The sequence below is a fragment of the Pseudoduganella dura genome (assembly GCF_009727155.1).
In the GTDB taxonomy this organism is placed as follows: Bacteria; Pseudomonadota; Gammaproteobacteria; order Burkholderiales; family Burkholderiaceae_D; genus Rugamonas; species Rugamonas dura.
This window is the reverse complement of the sequence record NZ_WNWM01000002.1, coordinates 6,649,016-6,666,986: the sequence shown is the minus strand read 5'-3', so window position 1 is coordinate 6,666,986 and position 17,971 is coordinate 6,649,016. Positions and strand designations below refer to the sequence as shown.

15 protein-coding genes are annotated in these 17,971 nt (G+C 68.9%); 7 read left to right on the top strand and 8 right to left on the bottom strand.

The window, feature by feature from the left end:
* Window position 1: 1 nt before the first annotated feature.
* From GJV26_RS28750 to GJV26_RS28720, 7 genes are all read left to right on the top strand, one after another.
* Entirely contained in the window at window positions 2-1,186 is a 1,185-nt protein-coding gene (locus GJV26_RS28750; protein ID WP_155711975.1) for an ABC transporter substrate-binding protein, read from the top strand.
* 111 nt (window positions 1,187-1,297) lie between these two features.
* Window positions 1,298-2,926, top strand: a complete 1,629-nt coding sequence (locus tag GJV26_RS28745) for a M48 family metallopeptidase (protein WP_155711974.1) — start codon at window positions 1,298-1,300, stop codon at window positions 2,924-2,926.
* Window positions 2,927-2,981: 55 nt separating this feature from the next.
* A complete protein-coding gene (locus GJV26_RS28740; RefSeq protein ID WP_155711973.1) occupies window positions 2,982-3,614 on the top strand; it encodes a DJ-1/PfpI family protein in 633 nt (210 codons plus the stop codon).
* Window positions 3,615-3,835: 221 nt separating this feature from the next.
* Window positions 3,836-4,669, top strand: a complete 834-nt coding sequence (locus GJV26_RS28735) for a hypothetical protein (protein WP_155711972.1) — start codon at window positions 3,836-3,838, stop codon at window positions 4,667-4,669.
* A 53-nt stretch (window positions 4,670-4,722) separates the two neighbouring features.
* Window positions 4,723-5,187, top strand: a complete 465-nt coding sequence (locus GJV26_RS28730; RefSeq protein WP_155711971.1) for a hypothetical protein — start codon at window positions 4,723-4,725, stop codon at window positions 5,185-5,187.
* A 128-nt stretch (window positions 5,188-5,315) separates the two neighbouring features.
* On the top strand, window positions 5,316-6,392 hold the full coding sequence (locus tag GJV26_RS28725) for a M4 family metallopeptidase (RefSeq protein ID WP_155711970.1): 1,077 nt from the start codon (window positions 5,316-5,318) through the stop codon (window positions 6,390-6,392).
* Between the two features lie 71 nt (window positions 6,393-6,463).
* A complete protein-coding gene (locus tag GJV26_RS28720) occupies window positions 6,464-6,775 on the top strand; it encodes a protealysin inhibitor emfourin (protein ID WP_155711969.1) in 312 nt (103 codons plus the stop codon).
* A gap of 107 nt (window positions 6,776-6,882) precedes the next feature.
* Here the strand turns inward: GJV26_RS28720 and GJV26_RS28715 are convergent, their stop codons facing one another.
* Genes GJV26_RS28715 through GJV26_RS28680 form a run of 8 tightly spaced genes read right to left on the bottom strand, consistent with a single transcriptional unit; the run spans window position 6,883 to window position 17,942 of the window.
* A complete protein-coding gene (locus GJV26_RS28715; RefSeq protein WP_155711968.1) occupies window positions 6,883-7,854 on the bottom strand; it encodes a thymidylate synthase in 972 nt (323 codons plus the stop codon).
* 55 nt (window positions 7,855-7,909) lie between these two features.
* Complete coding sequence (locus GJV26_RS28710) at window positions 7,910-9,388, bottom strand: DEAD/DEAH box helicase (RefSeq protein WP_155711967.1); 1,479 nt, start codon at window positions 9,386-9,388, stop codon at window positions 7,910-7,912.
* The gene (locus GJV26_RS28705) at window positions 9,385-10,512 is read right to left on the bottom strand and encodes a threonine aldolase family protein (protein ID WP_229419487.1); all 1,128 of its coding nucleotides are present in this window, start codon (window positions 10,510-10,512) and stop codon (window positions 9,385-9,387) included. The genes GJV26_RS28710 and GJV26_RS28705 overlap by 4 nt, the downstream gene beginning before the upstream one ends.
* A gap of 31 nt (window positions 10,513-10,543) precedes the next feature.
* Entirely contained in the window at window positions 10,544-12,400 is a 1,857-nt protein-coding gene (locus GJV26_RS28700; protein ID WP_155711966.1) for an ABC transporter transmembrane domain-containing protein, read from the bottom strand.
* A 19-nt stretch (window positions 12,401-12,419) separates the two neighbouring features.
* A complete protein-coding gene (locus GJV26_RS28695) occupies window positions 12,420-13,538 on the bottom strand; it encodes a lipocalin-like domain-containing protein (protein ID WP_155712798.1) in 1,119 nt (372 codons plus the stop codon).
* The gene (locus GJV26_RS28690; protein ID WP_229427915.1) at window positions 13,538-16,117 is read right to left on the bottom strand and encodes an FtsX-like permease family protein; all 2,580 of its coding nucleotides are present in this window, start codon (window positions 16,115-16,117) and stop codon (window positions 13,538-13,540) included. The genes GJV26_RS28695 and GJV26_RS28690 overlap by 1 nt, the downstream gene beginning before the upstream one ends.
* Window positions 16,114-16,539, bottom strand: coding sequence for a DUF4124 domain-containing protein (locus GJV26_RS28685; RefSeq protein ID WP_155711964.1), 426 nt, complete (start codon window positions 16,537-16,539; stop codon window positions 16,114-16,116). Before GJV26_RS28685 ends, GJV26_RS28690 begins: the two co-directional genes overlap by 4 nt.
* Window positions 16,536-17,942: an FAD-binding oxidoreductase gene (locus tag GJV26_RS28680; RefSeq protein ID WP_155711963.1), complete on the bottom strand. Its 1,407-nt coding sequence runs from the start codon at window positions 17,940-17,942 to the stop codon at window positions 16,536-16,538. Before GJV26_RS28680 ends, GJV26_RS28685 begins: the two co-directional genes overlap by 4 nt.
* Window positions 17,943-17,971 lie beyond the last annotated feature (29 nt).

Genomic DNA, 17,971 nt, shown 5'->3' with positions numbered 1-17,971 from the left:
CATGAAGATCCGCACCATCGCACTTGCTACCCTGGGCACCATCGCCGCGACCTGCCTGCCATCGGCGGCGCTGGCCGAGGACACGATCAAGATCGGCGTGATCGCCGCACTGACGGGCCCGTATGCGAACATCGGCAAGCCGTTCGAGGATGGCATTCGCACCTACTTACAGCAATACGGCGACAAGGTGGCCGGCAAGAAGATCGAGGTGATCTACCGCGACGACGGCGGCTCGAATGCCGACCACTCGAAACGCGCCGCGCAGGAACTGATCGCCCGCGAGAAGGTCGACTTCCTGATCGGCTTTTCGCTGACGCCGAGCGCGCTGGCGGTGGCGCCGCTGGCCACGCGTTCGAAAACGCCGATGATCGTGATGAACGCCGTTACCACCGGCATCACGGAAAAGTCGCCGTACATGGTGCGCACGTCGATGACGATGCACCAGATGACGGAGCCGTTCGGCACCTGGACGGGCAAGAGCAGGAACGGCAAGGCGATTGGCACCGTATATACGCTCGTCAGCGACTACAGCACCGGCGCCGATGCCGAGACGAAGTTCATCAAGGGTTTCAGCGAGGCCGGCGGCAAGGTGGTCGGCTCGGCGCGCGCGCCGCTGGCCAATCCCGACTATTCGCCGTTCGTGCAGCGCGCCAAGGACCAGAAACCCGATGCGCTGTTCTTCTTCGCGCCCGGCGCCGAAGACGGCACGGCATTGCTGAAGGTCTTTACCGACAAGGGGCTGGACAAGGCCGGCATCAGGTTCCTCGGCGTGGGCGACATGACGAGCGATTCGCCCACGCTGGAAGCACTGGGCGATCGCGCGCTCGGCGCCGTGACGGTGCTGAACTATTCCACGGCGCTGGACAACGATGCCAACAAGGTGTTCCTGAAGGCCTATGCCGCCGCCAACCCGAAGCGCCCGGCGCCGACGTTCGTCACCGTGGTGGCGTATGACACGATGGGCATGATCGCCGAGACGGTCCGCAAGCTGAACGGCAACGTGACCGGCGACACGGCGATCAAGGTGCTGGCCGGCATGAAGTGGAACAGCCCGCGCGGCCCGATCAGCATCGACCCGGCCACCCGCGACATCGTGCAGAACATGTACATCCGCGAAGTGAAGAAGGTCGATGGCAAGCTGGTCAATGCACCGATCGGCGTGCTGAAGGACGTGCCGCCGCAGTGATCGGGGCCGGCAGGCTCAAATATTGTTGAGCAAAGTGACCTTTGGAGAGTTTTCCAAAGGTCTTTTTCTTTTATCGTGGCGCTCTTTTGCAAAACGATAAAGGGAGACCGGTTGAACACCCAGCAGAAGTTGAACACGCAACAGGAGTTCGACACGCGGCAACAGCCGGGCATGCGGTGCCGGGCGGAACCGGGGCACGGGCCCGGCATGCACCACGACAGCCGCCTGGTGCGGCGGCTGGAACTCGATTCGCACGCGGCGCCCGACGCCTTTCGCCGGCGTGTGCTGCTGGTAAGCGCCCTGGCGCATGCCGCCATCCTCGTCCCGCTGGTATCGGCGCTGCTGCTGGCCGCGCTGGCCGTGCGCTTCGCGCTCGCCGCGCATATCGCGGCCGCCGCCGCCGGCTTCGCATTGCTGGCCCTGTTGCCGATGGCCGCGGCGCTGCTGGTGCTGCGCACGCTGTCCGGCCGCCTGCCGGTGCCGGCGGGCCGTCCGTTGACGCGGGACGAAGCCCCGGCCCTGTTCGACATGCTCGACCGCGTCCGCGCCAGGCTGGACGCGCCCCGCATCGATCACGTGCTGGTCGACGACCGCTACAACGCGGCGATCGCGCAGCGGCCCCGCTTCGGCTTCCTCGGGCCCTTCGGCGTGTTGTTCGGGCAAACGAATTACCTGACGCTGGGCCTGCCATACATGCTCGGCGTGCCGACAAAGGAAATGACGGCAACGGTGGCGCACGAGGTCGGCCACCTGTGCGGCGATCACGGCAAGTCGGGCGCCTGGATCGGCCGGCAGCGGCTGTTGTTCGACATGTTGCACCAGCACGTGAGCGGGCACGCCGCGGGCAGCCTGTGCCACCGCGCCGCCGCCGGCGTGCTCGACCGGCTCATGCCTTGCTACCATGCGTACACGTTCGTGCTGTCGCGGCAGAACGAATACGAGGCCGACCGCATCGCCAGCAGCCTGGCCGGCAGCGTCGCCAACGCGCAGGGCCTGGTGCGCGACACGCTGCAGGCGCGCTGGATCGCCGATCAGTTCTGGCCGACGCTGCTGCGCCAGGCGGATCACGCCGCGCAGCCGCCGTTCATGCCGTTCGCCGCGATGAAGACCGCGTTCGGCGCCGGCTACGCGCAGTGGGCCCAGCCGCAGGCACTGGCCGCCGCGCTCGCCGTGCGCTCGGACGTGCACGATACCCATCCCTGCCTGCGCGAGCGGGTACAGGCGATCGGTGAACGGCCGGCCCTGCCGCGGCCGGTGGAGCGCTGCGCGGCCGATGTGCTGCTGCCGGCCGGAACCTTGCGCGTGCTGGTGCGCGAATTCGACGAGGCCTGGTGGGCGCGCGCCGCGCGGTCCTGGCAGGCGCGCCACCGCGAGGCGGGCCGGGAGCGGTCGCGGCTCGCCGAGCTGGATGCGCAGCCGCTGGCCGCGCTGTCGCCCGCCGACCTGCACGAGCTGGCGCTGCTGCGCGTCGGGCTGGTTGCGCCGGCCGCGGCGAAGGACGTGCTGGCCTGCCTGCTGGCCCGGCCGGGCGGCCCGTTCCCCCGTGCGGCGTTCCACTTCGGCTGCATCCTGCTCGCCGAGGACGACGACCAGGGCCTGTTCCAGCTGGAGGCGGCGGTCGCACACGACCGCACGCTGGCCGATGGCGCGCTCCACGCAGGCTGCGCTTTCCTGGAGCGTTCCAAAGGCGCGCGGGCAGCCCGCCTGTGGCGCGACAGCCTGCTGCCGCGCGCCGCCTGATCCGTTTTGCCGGCAAGCCTCTATACTGGAAGACCCGATAACGAAGGAGACATCCATGAACGCTTACCTGGTGGTGGTCGATACGCTGGCGGACTGGGAGATCGGCTACCTGTGCGCGGAGCTGCACAGCCGCCGCTTCTTCGCCAACCCGCTGGCCGATTTCAGCTTCCGGAAGGTGGGCCTGACCACGGCCGCGGTAACGAGCATGGGCGGCGTGATCCACGTGCCGGACCTGGCGCTTGCGGACCTGGTGCTGGAGCCGGGCGACGTGCTGATCCTGCCGGGCGGCGAGCGATGGGACGAGCCCGAGCTGCGGCCGGTCCTGGAGCTGGTGCGCGATGTGCTCGATGCCGGCCATCACGTGGCGGCGATCTGCGGCGCGGTGGACGGGCTGGGCAGCGTGGGGGCGCTGGACAAGCGCCGCCACACCAGCAACGACCTGGGCTACCTGAAGCAGAGCTGTCCGGACTACCGGGGCGAAAAACTGTACCGGCACGAGCCGGCCGTGCGCGGCGACAACCTGCTGACCGCCACCGGGCTGGCGCCGCTGGAGTTCAGCGCCGAGGTCCTCAAGATGCTGAAGGTGTGGCGGCCCGAGACCATCCGTGCCTGGTACCAGCTGCACAAGACCCGCAAGGAGCGGTGGTATCACGCGCTGGTGGCGTCGATGGGGCCGGCGGCGGAGTAATCCGCCGGCGGCGTGCGTGCCGCGCCGCCGGCGCAGGGCTTCGCGCCGGCCATGTCGAAAAATCGCAGGGGCCGTCTCCCCAACGGCAGTGCGATCGTGTAGAGTAACTGATAGCAATTCGACAGGTGTCGGATTCCCGACAAGTGCCCGGACGCCGGGCGCCGTGGTGTTCGCGGGAATCCGCCTCGTCGCTTTCGTCTCAACGATCGGGAGAGCTGAACGTGAACAGAATGCGCCGCACCTCGCTGTCAATTCTTGCCCGGCCGGGCCTTGCGATCGCGATCGCGCTGCAGGTCGCCGGCTGCGCCGACTTCTCGGCCGTGCGAACCTACGCGGATGATACCCGGAAGCTGGGGGCGTCGTTCGCGGCCATCGCCGATACCCCGGTACGATTGTGCGAGTCGCAGTTCATGATGCAGGAACAGACGCGCGATGCCTTCGTGGCGTTCCGGATCGACGATGTGCGCGCAAAAGCCGCCGCCGACTGCGCGCCGGTCGCGCAGGACAACACGCACATCCTCAGCCTGGTGGCCTTGCTGGACAACTACGCGGACACGCTGGCGGCGCTGGCGGATGAAAGGCTGCCCCGCTATTCGGCCGAGCTGAAAGGGTTGGGCGAGGCCGTGACCGACCTGAAGGATCGCTCCGGCGAGCCGGTTGTGCCGGAAAACAAGGCCAAGGCCGTCATCAGCCTCGGCAAGCTCGTTTCCCGGCTTGCCACGGAGCGGGTCGCGCGCGGCGAGATCAAGCAGCTACTGGAACAGAGCGAGGCCGTCAACGCCACCACGAGCGCGCTGCAATGGTACGCCAGCTCGATCACCCGTCCCCAGCTCGACACCTACCGGCAGCGGGCGCAACTGACGATGGACAAGGCGCTGCCGCGATTCGAGAAAACCGAGCCGCTGGCCGTGCGGATATATGCCGTCACGCTTGTCGGCGAGCAGGATCGGGCGAAACGCCTCGCGGCCGAGAACGAGTCACTGATCGCCGCGCTGGCCAGGCACCGCGAGGCGACCCTGGGCTTGCGGGACAAGTTCGACAAGCGCGGCAACTAGCCCGATGGGCTTGGACGATACCGCATTCTGACCGATGAGCGGAGGATACCGGGATGAGCACGACCCTGAAGGAACTGACGGCGGACGACCTGGCGCAGCTGGCCGACCGCTACACGAGGATATCGACGCGGCTGTTCGAGTTCCGGTTGACCCACGCGCTGTCTCCCGAGGAAGAGCGCCTCGTGCGGGTCGAGGGCGAGCAGCGGCTCGACGCGCTGGCCAACGTGCTGCGCGGACAAGCCATCGCGCTGACGGTGAAGGATGCCGGCCTGAAGGCCGATGCCTTGCGCGAAGCGCTCGAATCGGCGTACGGGACGCTGGAAAAACTATCGAAGGTGCGCGACGTGATCGGCCTCGTCACGAACTTGGTCACTCTCGGCGGGGCGGTTCTGTCCGGCAATGGCGGGGCAATCGTGAAGGCACTCAGGGCATTTCGCTCCAAGGGAAAAGATGAGAACGAAGAATCGGAAGAATCGCAAGAATCGCAAGAACAGGACGGGGACGGAGAGGGCAGCTGACGCCGAATGGATGCGTCGCCGCACCCGGCGCCGCGTCCGTCACGACATGACGGAAGACCGGTCCACGGTCCGCCGTTGCGCCTTTCCCGGCCCCGTTGTTACCGACCAATCCAACCACGGAGTTCACCATGTGCACCAAGCCGACACCGCACCGCCATTCGATCCACTGCTTCTTGCCGCCGCACATCCTGACCGAGATCGCCAAGAACGGCACCACGGCGCAACGCGAATTCGCGATCGACACGCTGTCGGTCGATAACTCGTTCCGCACCTTCAGGGCCACGAATGTTGCGAGCGGCATCCAGAAACAGGTGTTGGCCGCGATGGCCGGCACGACCGCCGAGCTCAAGCGCACCATCTACGATGCGGGCAACGATCAGTCGCTGCCCGGCAATGTCGTGCGCACCGAGGGATCGGGCTCCAGCGGCGATCCGGCTGTCGACGAAGCCTACGACGGCCTGGGCGCCACCTATGACCTGTTTTTCGAGGAATTCAGCCGCAATTCCATCGACGATGCGGGGCTGCCGCTCGATGCGACCGTGCACTACGATGTCGACTACGACAACGCCTTCTGGAACGGCAGCCAGATGGTGTTCGGCGACGGCGACGGCACGCTGTTCACGCGTTTCACCGCGTCGATCGACGTCATCGGCCATGAACTGACGCACGGCGTGACGGAAGTCGAGGCCGGCCTGGTCTACCAGGGGCAGTCCGGCGCCCTGAACGAATCCATTTCCGACGTGTTCGGTTCGCTCGTCAAGCAATACGGCCTGAAGCAGAAGGCCGACGAGGCCGACTGGCTGATCGGGGCCCAGCTGTTCACCGAACCGGGCCCCGACCGGCAGGCGATCCGTTCGATGAAGGCGCCCGGCACGGCATACAATGACAGTGTGCTGGGCAAGGATCCGCAGCCGGCGAAAATGGCCGATTATGTGGTGACGGTCAAGGATAACGGCGGCGTTCACATCAATTCGGGCATCCCAAACCATGCGTTCTACCTGGCCGCGGTGGCGATCGGCGGGTTCGCGTGGGAACGCGCGGGCAAGATCTGGTACGACAGCCTGCTCGATGCGCGCCTGAAGCCGAAGTCCACGTTCAAGGCCTTTGCGAAACTGACGAAGTCGAACGCGGAAAAACTGTTCGGCGCCGGCAGTGACGAGGCGAAGGCGGTCGTCCAGGCGTGGAAGGACGTGGGCGTGCTGTAGGCTGCCGCCGCGACGAATCCGGCTCCCCGATGCGCCGCATCGGCGGGGCCTTTTCTTATTTTGGGGGCATCATGCGTATCGAATTATCGACCGAGGGCGGCTTCGTCGCCGCGCCGGGCCTGGAAAAGCCCGTCATCCTGGATTCCGGCAGCCTGCCGCCCGAGCAATGCGAGGCGTGCGAACACCTGGTGCGCGAGGTGGTGGCCGGTGCCGGGAATTCTCCCGTCCAGGCCCGGGCCGCCGCGCAGGTACGCGACGGCCGCACCTACCGGATGAAGATCCACCTCGATCACCAGTCCGTTTCGGTGGACGCGTCCGACGGGGCGATGTCGCCGGCCTACCGCCAGCTCGTCAAGCTGGTGCGCACGCACGGCGCGCGGTAGCAAATGCGGTACTTCGGCACGCAAGGCGCCGCCGCCGCGTCACCACCGGCAGGCCAGGGTGGCGCTCGCGTTGCGCGCGCCGGTATCGTGTTGTCCGGGAAAAAGCGTCAAACCGCCATCGGCGCCGTCAGCGGCGGGTGGTGCCGGTAGCCCTCAAGGCTGAAGTCCGACGGCTCGATCTTTTCCAGCCATTCCGGTTCGTACTTGCCAGTCACGGCGAAATCGGGCACCCGGTCGGCGATGACGAAACGCGGCGCTTCGTACGGCTCGCGCCTGAGCTGTTCCTGCACCATCTCCATGTGGTTCTCGTAGATGTGCGCATCGCCGATGAAATACGTGAACCAGCGTGGCGTGTAGCCGGTCAGGCGGCCGACCAGGTGCAGCAGCGCGGCGCCTTCGGCGATGTTGAACGGGGTACCGAGGCCGATGTCGTTGCTGCGCACGTACAGGCACAGCGAAATCTCTTTCGTCGTGGCGTTCGGGATGAACTGGTACAGCAGGTGGCAGGCGGGCAGGGCGACCTGGTCCAGCACGGCCGGGTTCCAGCCGTGGAACAGGATGCGGCGGCTGGAAGGATTGTTCACGATCGTGTCCAGGCATTCGCGCAGCTGGTCGATCGCCTTGTAGACCAGGATCTTCTCGACGCCGTCTTCCACCAGCGGCGCCACTTCGGTGAAGCCGTTGCGGTGCGCATCTTCGCGCTGCGCGGTGGCGGCGGCGTCGAGCAGCTTGTAGCCGGGCCACTGGCGCCACTGCACGCCGTACACGGGGCCCAGGTCGTCGACGCCTTCGCGGTACGGGTTGGCCAGCCACTGCGCGTTTTCATTGGCGTTCTGGTCCCACACCTTGCAACCGAGCGCGCGGAAATCCGCCGCGCTGCGCGATGCCCGCAAGAACGCGCACAGCTCGCCGACCACGGACTTGAACGCCAGCCGCTTGGTCGTCACGGCAGGGAAGCCCTGCGCCAGATCGAAGCGCATCATCGCGCCCGGCACGGACAGCGTGCGGATGCCCGTGCGGTTGTCCTGCCACGTGCCTTGGGCGAGGACGGTTTCGATCAGTTGCTGGTACTGCTGCATGCGATTCTCCGGCTGAAAACATGCGATTTTAACAGGTGCTCCACTCGCGGGCGACTTACGCGGGGGAGCCCTTTTTTCGTCCCCGCGTCGGCCCTTTGTTGGGCGCCGGCAGTGCGGACTTCGCTGCGGCCTTCGCCGCCGATTTCGCACCGCGGCCGCCAGCGACGACGACCGCGCCTTGCGGCACGCGCTTCGGTGGCCTGGCCCGTTCGGGAGTGGCCGGGTCGAAGCCGCCGGCAGGGCGCGGCGTGGACGGCGCAAAAGCTGGCTTCGTGGGCGGTTTCGGCATCGGTTTCAATACCGGCTTCACGCCCGGCTTCGACGCCGGCGCGCTCTTCGATGACACCTTGCGGCCGGCCGGCTGCGCCGCCCTGGCCGGCGTGCCGGTCGACGGTACCCTGTGGGCCGCCTCGAAGCCGGGGATTTCCTCGCGCGGCAGCACCTGCCTGATCACCGCCTCGATCGCGCGCAACAGTTCCACCTCGTCGGCGCAGACCAGCGAGATCGCCTCGCCGGCGGCGCCGGCGCGGCCGGTGCGGCCGATGCGGTGCACGAAATCCTCGGCCACCGTCGGCAGGTCGTGGTTGACGACCAGCGGCAGGCCCTGGATATCGAGCCCGCGGGCGGCAACGTCGGTGGCCACCAGCACCTGCACGTCGCGGGCCTTGAAGCGCTCCAGCGCGCGCAGGCGCGCCGGCTGCGGCTTGTCGCCGTGGATCGCGTCGGCGCGGACGCCTTCCTGCTGCAGCACGCCGACCAGCTGGTCGACACCCTTGCGGGTCTTGGCGAACACCAGCACCTGGTTCCAGCCGCGCTCGCGGAGCAGGTGCAGGAACAGGTCCGGCTTCGATTTCTTGTCGGTGGTGATCACCAGCTGGCGCACCGTCCTGGCGGCCGCGTTGGCCGGGCTGGCCTGCACGGAGACCGGGTCGCGCAGCAGCTGGCCGGCCAGCGTGCGGATCGATGCCGGGAACGTGGCCGAGAACAGCAGCGTCTGGCGTTGCGGCGGCAATGCGGCGAACACGGCATCCAGGTCGGCGGCGAACCCCAGGTCGAGCATGCGGTCCGCCTCGTCCAGCACCAGCGTCTGCAATTGCGCGAAGGTGAGGGCACCCTGGCGCAGCAGGTCGAGCAGGCGGCCAGGCGTGGCCACCAGAACGTCGAGGCCCTTCTTCAGCCTGGCGATCTGCGGTTCGATCGGCACGCCGCCATACGCGACGGCGAAGCGCAGCGGCACGTGGGCGCCGTACTTGCGAAAGCTCGTGTACACCTGCTCGGCCAGTTCGCGCGTTGGTGCCAGCACGAGGCAGCGCACGCCCAGCGGCGCGACAACGCCTTCCATCGTCAGCCGCTGCAGCAGCGGCAGCGCGAAGCCGGCCGTCTTGCCGGTACCGGTCTGCGCCGCGGCCATCAGGTCGCGGCCGGCCAGCACGGCGTGAATCGCCTGTCGCTGCACGGGCGTCGGGTCGTCGTAGCCCAGCTCCTGCAGCGCGCGCAGCAGCGGGTCGATCAGTTTCAGCGCGGCGAACGTCATTGCGTGGCCTCCAGGGCGGTGTGCCATGCGGAGAGCGCCGCATGCACCTGGCCGTCCGGCAGGTTCAGCAGCTGGTCGCCCACGTACCATTCGATATAGCTCGTGCCTTCGACCTGCGCGTGATGCACGGCGTTGTGCAGCCACACGCGGTGTTCGCGGGCGATTTCGTTGCGCAGTTCGATGGCACGCTCGCGGTCGACCGGCAGGTGCAGGTGGAACATGTTCGCGTGCGGCCGCGCCGGGTTCACGCGCAGCAGCGGGTAAGCCCGCAGCGCTTCGTACAGCCACTGCGTGCGGCGGAAGCAGGCCGGCATCGCGGCCAGCCGCGCATCGAGCTGCATCGCGGCGGCGACGACATACGGCGTGCGGTGGATGACGCTGCCGCCCTGGCGGCGATACCATTCCTGCGCCCGCGCGACGAACGCGGCGCTGCCGGCCAGCAGCGCGCCGCCGAGGCCGCCGATGCCCTTGTACAGCGACACGTAGACGGTATCGAAGCCGGCGGCGACGTCGGCGAGGGTGCGGTCCCCGTCGTGGCCGTACGCGGCGGCCGCTTCCCACAGCCGTGCGCCATCCATGTGCAGGTGCGTGTCCTGCGCGCGGCAATGCGCCTTGATCGCCTGCAGTTCCTCCCACGACGGCGACTGGCCGCCGATCTCGCGCGCCGGCAGTTCCAGCGACACGGCGCCGAGATGGTCGGGAATCGCCCGCAGGTCGTCGACCGTGAACGGCCGGTGCGGGCTGCCCGCCTGCAGCGCGTGGAAATGGTCCAGCAGCTGGTGGTTGCCCCGTTCGTGCTTCAGGATGTGCGCGGTGGGGTGCATGGCGACCAGGCGGCTGCCGCGGTCGGCGCAGGCCAGCCGCAGCGCGGTGGCCTGCGTCATCGTGCCCGTGATGCAGAACGTGGCCGCTTCCATGCCCAGCAGGGCCGCCACCTTGCGTTCGAGCGATGCGATCAGTTCACCCTCGCCGTACACGTCGTGCGCGATGCCGTTCTCTTCGCACCACGCCGCCATGGCGGCGAAGGTCTGCGCCGGTGTCGGCTGGTGGTGGCCGGGCAGCACCACCGTGCACTGCTGGCGCAGGTCCGCTTCGCTGGCCGGCTTGTTCATGGGCTTATTCATGTTGCTCATTCATGTGACTCAAGCATGTGACTCATTCGTGCGAATGCTCGACGTGGACATTGTGGAACTGCAGCGCCGCCAGGTTGGCATAGATGCCGCCGAGCGCCACCAGCGATTTGTGGGTGCCGGTTTCCACGATGCGGCCGTCTTCCATCACGATGATGCGGTCGGCGCGCTGCACGGTGGCCAGGCGGTGAGCGATGATGACGGTGGTGCGGCCGACCATGGCCGCTTCCAGCGCCGATTGCACGAGGCGCTCGGATTCGGCGTCCAGCGCGCTGGTCGCCTCGTCGAGCAGCAGCAGCGGCGGGTTCTTCAGCAGCGCGCGGGCGATGGCGATGCGCTGGCGCTGGCCGCCGGAGAGCCGCACGCCGCGCTCGCCGAGGAACGATTGATAGCCGTTCGGCAGGCGTTCGATGAATTCGTGGGCGGCAGCCAGTTTCGCGGCGCGCATCACTTCCTCGTCGGTGGCGTCGAAGCGGCCGTAGCGGATGTTCTCCATCGCGTCGGCCGAGAAGATCACGGTATCCTGCGGCACGATGCCGACCGCGCCGCGCAGGTCGTGCAGCGCGAGGTGGCGTATATCGACGCCGTCGAGGCGGATCGTGCCCTGCTGCGGATCGTAGAAGCGCAGGAACAGCTGGAACAGCGTGGTCTTGCCGGCGCCGGACGGCCCCACGATGGCCACCGTTTCGCCGGGACGGATGTCCAGGTCCAGGTGCGCCAGCGCCGCCGTTTCGGGGCGCGACGGATACGAGAACGTCACATCGGCCAGCGTGAGCGCGGCGCCGTTCGCGGCGCGCGGCGGCAGCGCGAGCGGCCGATCCGGCTCGCGGATATCGGATTGCGTGGCCAGCAGTTCCAGCAGGCGCTCGGTGGCGCCGGCGGCGCGCTGCGCCTCGCCCATCACTTCCGACAGCGCGCCGACGGCGCCGGCGACGATCGACGCATACAGGATGAACTGGCCCAGGTCGCCGCCGGACATCGTGCCGGCCAGCACCGCATGGGCGCCCAGCCACAGCACGAACACGATGGTGCCGAACACCAGCACGATGGCCAGCATCGTCAGCAGCGCGCGCGCGCGGATACGCCGCATCGCCGTGCCGAAGGCGTTCTCGATCGAGTTGCCGAAGCGCTTCGTTTCGATGTGCTCGTGCGTAAAGGCCTGCACGGTGGGCATCGCGTTCAGGATCTCGCCGGCCACGGCCGAGGCGTCGGCGATGCGGTCCTGCGAATCGCGCGACAGCTTGCGCACGCGCCGGCCGAACATCACGATCGGCAGCACGGTCAGCACCAGCAGGCCGATGATGATGCCGGTGAGCCTGGGGCTCGTAATGAACAGCATCACCAGGCCGCCCGCGAACAGCAGCGCATTGCGCAGCGCCATCGAGATGCTGGTGCCGACGACCGCCTGGATCAGCGTGGTGTCGGTGGTGATCCGCGACAGCACCTCGCCGGTCTGGGTGGTCTCGAAAAAGGCCGGGCTCTGGCGTACCACGTGGCCGTACACGGCGCTGCGGATATCGGCGACTACGCGTTCGCCCAGCCACGAAACGGTATAGAAACGCGCCGCGGTGGCCACCGCGAGCACCGCGGCCACGCCGAACAATGCGAGGAACACGGCGTTCACTGCTTCGGCGCTGTGCACGCCGGCCCTGGCGCCGAATCCCAGGTCGATCATCTGCTTGAACGCGTACGGGATCGCCAGCGTGGCGCCGGCGGCGACGACGAGCGCGATGCCGGCCATCGCGAAGCGCGACCGGTACGGTTTCAGGAAAGGCATCAGGCCCCGCAATGCGGCCAGGCTGCCTTTTTTCAGTTCGCGGGATTCGGAGGGCGACACGGTTTCGCGGGCGCTGCCGCTCCTGCTGCTAGTGCTGTTGCTCATTCTGGTGACGGGTTGGTTTTTATAGTTTCATCGGCCGGACATAGCCGGTCAGCTCGAGGTAGGCGCGGCCGACCTGCCGGCCGCCGCGGCGGACGGTCGCCGCGCCTTCCCAGTACACGGCGCCGGTCGAGCGGCGCGAGTCCAGTTCCTGGTCCGGCTGCAGCGGATCGAGCTGCCAGCTGGTCTCGCCGGTCGCGATCGTGACGGCCACCGGGTACTCGGCCCCGGTGCGCGGCGAACGCCACAGCGTGCGCGGCGTGAACGTCACATCCTCGGGGCCGAAATGCGTGATCTTACCGGATGCGTCGCGCCACGTCGCGTGGGCCCATAGTGTAGCACCGCCGCCTTGATGTGTTTTCCCATCGGTTTTCCCGCGGATGCGGAAGGCCATCAGGGCGCCGCCGTCGTCGAGGTTGGCGCCGACCCAGTCCCAGCCAGCGGCGTCCGGATCGAGCACCTGGCTGGACCATTCGTGGTCGAGCCACGTGACGCCGGAAACGGCCGTGCGCCTGCCGTCGGCGCCGACGATCGTGCCGGAGGTTTTCAGCTGGGGCTTGCTGTAGTAGTAGCTGGCCTGCTCGGGCCGCGGCCCTTTCTGCGAATAGCCGCCGCGGCCCTGCAGCAGCACCGGCTGGGTGGGCTCCAGCACCAGGTCCAGCGAGAAGCCCGATGCCGGGATACGCATCGTGTATCGGCCGTCGGCGCCGCGCGTCATGCGCCAGTCATCGAGCTTGATGTCGGTATCGGCCTCGCCGGCGAACGCCAGGCCAAAGCCGGCACGGGCGCTGCGCTCGTCGTGCAGCAGCTTGCCGTGCGCCGCATCGGACAGCGCGGCATGGCCGATGATCAGCTGCTTCGGCGCGAACTTGCTGGGGTTGGCGTCGTCCGTGTCGGTGCGGCTGCGGAAGAACGTGACCTGGTAGCCGACGGACTTGCCTTCGGCCGTGGTCAGCCAGCCGGTCGCATACCACCATTCCGTGCGGAAGGAAGGATGCGCGCCGAAGTCGCGCGGGAAGGCCAGCGCCTTGCCGTCCGCCAGCGGCACCACCTGCGTGAATATGGGCGCCAGCCCGGGCGCGGCCGGCGCCGCCAGCAGCGGCCCGCACAGCAACAGGAACAGGGAAACCAGGAAACGCATCACCAGTCCTCCCGCACCGCGCGTATCGGTCCGCCGGACAGCGCCTGCCGCCCGGACACCAGCGCCGTCAGGATGCTGGCCACCAGCAGCGCGCCGGCCACGGCGCCCAGCAGCGGCCACGGATAATGCATCTGCATCGTCCAGTGGAACGACTGCGGATTGACGACGTGCACGAGGATCAGGCTGATCGTCCAGCCCAGCACGAAGCCGGTGGCGATGCCGAGCAAGGTCAGCGCGCCGCCTTCGAAGGCGAGGATGCCGAGGATCTGGCCGCGCGTGACGCCGATGTGGCGCAGCATGCCGAATTCCCGGGCGCGGGCCAGCGTCTGGGCCGAGAACGTGGCGGCCACGCCGAACAGGCCGATGACGATCGCGATCGCCTCCAGCAGGTACGTGACGGCGAAGCTGCGGTCGAAGATGCGCAGCGACAGCGCGCGGATCGCCGACGGCGCCTCCACCGCCAGCGTGGCGCCGAACGGCAGCCGCTTCAGTGCCGCCTGCGCATCGGCCGGGCTCGTATCCTTGGCCAGCCACAGCGCGGCGTCGCTGACATCGGCATCGCCCGTCAGCCGCACGTAGTCGGCGCGTTCGATCATCACCGCGCCGGCAACCCGCGCGTAATCGCGCCACACGCCGGCCACGAAGAACGGCACCGCGCCGCCGGCCAGCGGCAGCCGCAGCGTCTGGCCGGGCCGGATGTCGTACAGGTCCGCCATCGCCTCGGATACCCAGGCGCGCGGCAGCGAACCGTTCGCCTGGACGGCCTGGCCGCCGACCGGCACCATCGATTTCTCCGGGTGCGCGGGATCGATGTCGCGCGCCAGCAGGGCCACGTTGGGCCGGTCGGGCGCGAGCGACACGGAACGCAGCCGCAGGAATTCGGCGCGGGCGATGCCGGGCGCCTGGCGCAGCACCGCCTGTTCGCGCGGCGTCAGGCCGGCGGTGGCGCCGGCGCTGGCGATGCGCGCATACAGGTCGGCCGGCAGCACCTGCAGGATCCAGTTATCCACGGAGACGCGGAAGCTGGCGACCATGATGGCCATCGCCACCATCAGCGAAAAGCTCGACAGCACGCCGCCCAGCGCGATGCCGGCCTGGCCGGAGGCGTTCGACAGCCGCGCCAGCGTGAGCGTGGGCACCGCCGGAATGGCGTGGCCCGCGGTCGCGGCGCGGTGCGCGGTGGCCGCGCTCCAGCGCCGGTGCGCGAAACGGAAGGTGGTCGCGGCGATGCGCGGCATCAGCGCGATGCCGCCGATCAGCAGCAGCGCGATCGACAGGTAGCCGAAAATGGGCAGCTCGGTCACGGGCGGCAGCTGCGACAGCGCGCCGGCCAGCGCCAGGCAGGCGATGGCCGGCCACGGCCGGGACAGGCGCGCCAGCGCCACCTCGTCGGCGCCCGACTTGAGCGCGACGGCCGGCGCGGCACGGGCCGCCTCCCAGGCCGGCGCGGCGCAGCCGAGCAGCGCGACACCCAGGCCCAGGCTGAAGTACACGATGGCGGCGACCGGCGTGAACTGCACTTCGGGCTGCACGCCGGCGAAGTAGCCGGCACCGAGGTCGCCGCCGAAGAAACGCAGCGCGGCCGCCGCGATCGCGTAGCCGCCGGCTATGCCGAGCAGCGAACCGGCCACGCCGAGGCTGGCGCCTTCGACCATCACCTGGCGTAGCAGCTGGCGGCGCTCCAGGCCCAGCACGCGCAGCAGCGCGAACTGGCTGCGCCGGCGCATCACGGACAAGGCCTGCGTGGAAAACACCAGGAACGCGCCCGTGAACAGCGCCACGAGCGCCAGCACGCTGAGGTTGACGCGGTAGGCGCGGCTCATGTTGCTGGTGCGGCTTTCCTGGTCGGCGTCGTTCGGCTGGCCGATGCGGAAGCGCCCAGGGTAGTCCCGTTCGAGCTCGCGCGCCAGCGCGGCCTGGAACGCATCGCGGTCGACGCCGTCGCGTAGCTTCAGGTCGACCCGCGACAGCTTGCCGAGGCGGCCGAAGCGCCACTGGGCCGCGCCGATGTCCATCACGGCCAGGCGCTGGCCCACCCGTGCGCGCTGCAGCGAGCCGGCGACGCGCAACGTCATCGTCCCGGTGCCGGCCATGAACGCGAGGCTCGCGCCGGCCTTGGCGTTCAGCCACTGCTGCGCGGCCGGCGACAGGAACAGCGCATCGCCGGCCAGCGTGTCGCCGGCCACGCCGCTGGCGGGCGCGCCGATCAGGTCGGGCGTGATGTAGCCGGCGCGGAACACGTCCAGGCCGATCACCTTCAACGGTTCGCGCCCGCCCGGCAACGAGGCGTTGATCTCCAGCACCGGCGAGGCGACCGCCACTTCCGGCCGCAGTGCCAGGCGGGGGTAGACATCTTCGTCGAACAGCGGTTCGGCGCCGGCGACCTGCACGTCGGCCTGGCCGGACAGGCTTTGCACGGCGGCCGAGAACTCGTTGAACGCGGCGGCGTTGATCAGGTGGATCGCGAAACCGAGGGCCACGCCCACGGCGATCGCCATCACCGCCGTCAGCGCGCGTACCGGGTGGGCGCGCCACTCGCCCAGCAGCAGCCAGCGCGACAGCGTGCGGCGCGACGTCACTTGCACTCTGCCGCGTGGCGCTCGGCGGCGCGCCGTGCCTTCAGGCGCGCGGCATCGGCGGTTCCGTGGCTGGCGCGGCGCACGTCGTCCTCGGCCCATTTGCGGGCCAGTTCCAGCTTCGCGCACGCGTCGCGGCGGCGCGCGGCCTGGCGGTCGTGCAATGCATCGGCGCGGGCCTGCTGCGCTTCGCGCGCCAGCCGTTCCTTCTGCAACGCGGCCGATTCCTTCTGCAGCCGCTTCAGCTCCTCCGGCGCGGCCCTGGCCTTCGGCGAATCGGGCACGGCCATCACGGTCTGTGCGCCGCGCTCGCACGGCGCCTCGCTGTACGTGACGCTGTCGCCGTGCGTGCACTTGTACATCTGCGCGTGCGCGGGCAGGGCGGCCACGAATGGCAGGCACAGCGCCGGCAGCCACGCCTTCACAGGATCTTCCCCGGGTTCATGATGTTCAGCGGATCGAGCGCGGCCTTGATGGCGCGCATCAGGTTCAGTTCCACCGGCGACTTGTAGCGCGCCAGTTCGTCGCGCTTGAGCGCGCCGATGCCGTGTTCGGCCGAGATCGAGCCGCCGCAGGCCACGACGGCATCGTGTACCACGCGATTCACTTTTTCCTGGTTGACCAGGAACGATTCGTTGTCGATGCCCGGCGGCGGCGCCACGTTGAAATGCAGGTTGCCGTCGCCCAGGTGGCCGAAGCAGACCAGGCGGCAGCCGGGGAACGCCTGCCGCAGCAGCGGCTCCGTGCCGGCAATGAAATCGGCCACCATCGATACCGGCAGCGAGATGTCGTGCTTGATGTTCTTGCCGTCCGCCGCCTGCGCCAGCGGGATATGTTCGCGCAACTGCCACAGGCCGCGCGAGTGCGCGACGGACGTGGCGACGACCGCGTCGAGCACGATATCGGCTTCGAGCGCCGCGCCGATCGCGCCTTCCAGCAGTTCGACCGCATGGGTTTCCGATTCGCTCGACGAGATTTCCAGCAGCGCATACTGCGGATGGACGCTTCCGAACGGACGCGGCAACTGCGGGAAGTGCTTTGCCACGAGCGCCAGGCAGTAGGCCGACATCAGTTCGAAACCGGTCAGGCTGGCGCCGGCGCGGTCCTGCACCAGCGACAGCAGCCGCAGCGCGTGGGCCGGCGAGGGCAGCGCGGCCAGCGCGGTGATCGATGCCTTCGGCGCCGGATACAGCTTCATGACCGCGCCGGTGATGATGCCCAGCGTGCCTTCCGCGCCGATGTACAGGTCGCGCAGGTCGTAGCCGGTGTTGTCCTTGCGCAGGCCGCGCAGGCCGGACCACAGCTCGCCCTGCGGCGTGACCACTTCGAGGCCCAGGCACAGTTCGCGTGCATTCCCGTAGCGCAGCACGCCGGTGCCGCCGGCATTGCTGGCGAGATTGCCGCCGATCGTGCAGCTGCCTTCGGCCGCCAGCGACAGCGGAAACAGGCAGCCGGCGGCCGCCGCCGCTTCCTGCACGTGCTGCAGGATGACGCCGGCATCGACGGTGACGGTACGGTTGACGGGGTCGAGCGCGCGCACCCGGTTCAGGCGCGCGACGGACAGCACGACCGCCGTGCCGCTCGCGTCGGGCACGCTGCCCAGCACCAGCCCCGTGTTGCCGCCCTGCGGCACGATCGGCACGCGCTCGTCCGCGCACAGGCGCACCAGCCGGGCCACCTCGTCGACGGAGCCGGGGCGCAGCACGGCCCGCGCGGCGCCCGTGAAGCGGCCGCGCCAGTCGCGCAGGAACGGCGCCATGTCGGCCGGCCGGTCGAGCACGAATTCGGCGCCGGCGATCGCGCGGCAGCGGTCCAGGAATGCGGTCATGTACCTTTGGCGACTTCGATGGCGTTCAC

Bases quoted from the DNA above. Each gene is read 5' to 3' on its own strand.
- GJV26_RS28750 (WP_155711975.1), top strand. From the start codon at position 2: ATGAAGATCCGCACCATCGCACTTGCTACCCTGGGCACCATCGCCGCG.
- GJV26_RS28740 (WP_155711973.1), top strand. From the start codon at position 2,982: ATGAACGCTTACCTGGTGGTGGTCGATACGCTGGCGGACTGGGAGATC.
- GJV26_RS28730 (WP_155711971.1), top strand. From the start codon at position 4,723: ATGAGCACGACCCTGAAGGAACTGACGGCGGACGACCTGGCGCAGCTG.
- GJV26_RS28725 (WP_155711970.1), top strand. From the start codon at position 5,316: ATGTGCACCAAGCCGACACCGCACCGCCATTCGATCCACTGCTTCTTG.
- GJV26_RS28720 (WP_155711969.1), top strand. From the start codon at position 6,464: ATGCGTATCGAATTATCGACCGAGGGCGGCTTCGTCGCCGCGCCGGGC.
- GJV26_RS28715 (WP_155711968.1), bottom strand. From the start codon at position 7,854: ATGCAGCAGTACCAGCAACTGATCGAAACCGTCCTCGCCCAAGGCACG.
- GJV26_RS28710 (WP_155711967.1), bottom strand. From the start codon at position 9,388: ATGACGTTCGCCGCGCTGAAACTGATCGACCCGCTGCTGCGCGCGCTG.
- GJV26_RS28705 (WP_229419487.1), bottom strand. From the start codon at position 10,512: ATGAATAAGCCCATGAACAAGCCGGCCAGCGAAGCGGACCTGCGCCAG.
- GJV26_RS28700 (WP_155711966.1), bottom strand. From the start codon at position 12,400: ATGAGCAACAGCACTAGCAGCAGGAGCGGCAGCGCCCGCGAAACCGTG.
- GJV26_RS28695 (WP_155712798.1), bottom strand. From the start codon at position 13,538: ATGCGTTTCCTGGTTTCCCTGTTCCTGTTGCTGTGCGGGCCGCTGCTG.
- GJV26_RS28680 (WP_155711963.1), bottom strand. From the start codon at position 17,942: ATGACCGCATTCCTGGACCGCTGCCGCGCGATCGCCGGCGCCGAATTC.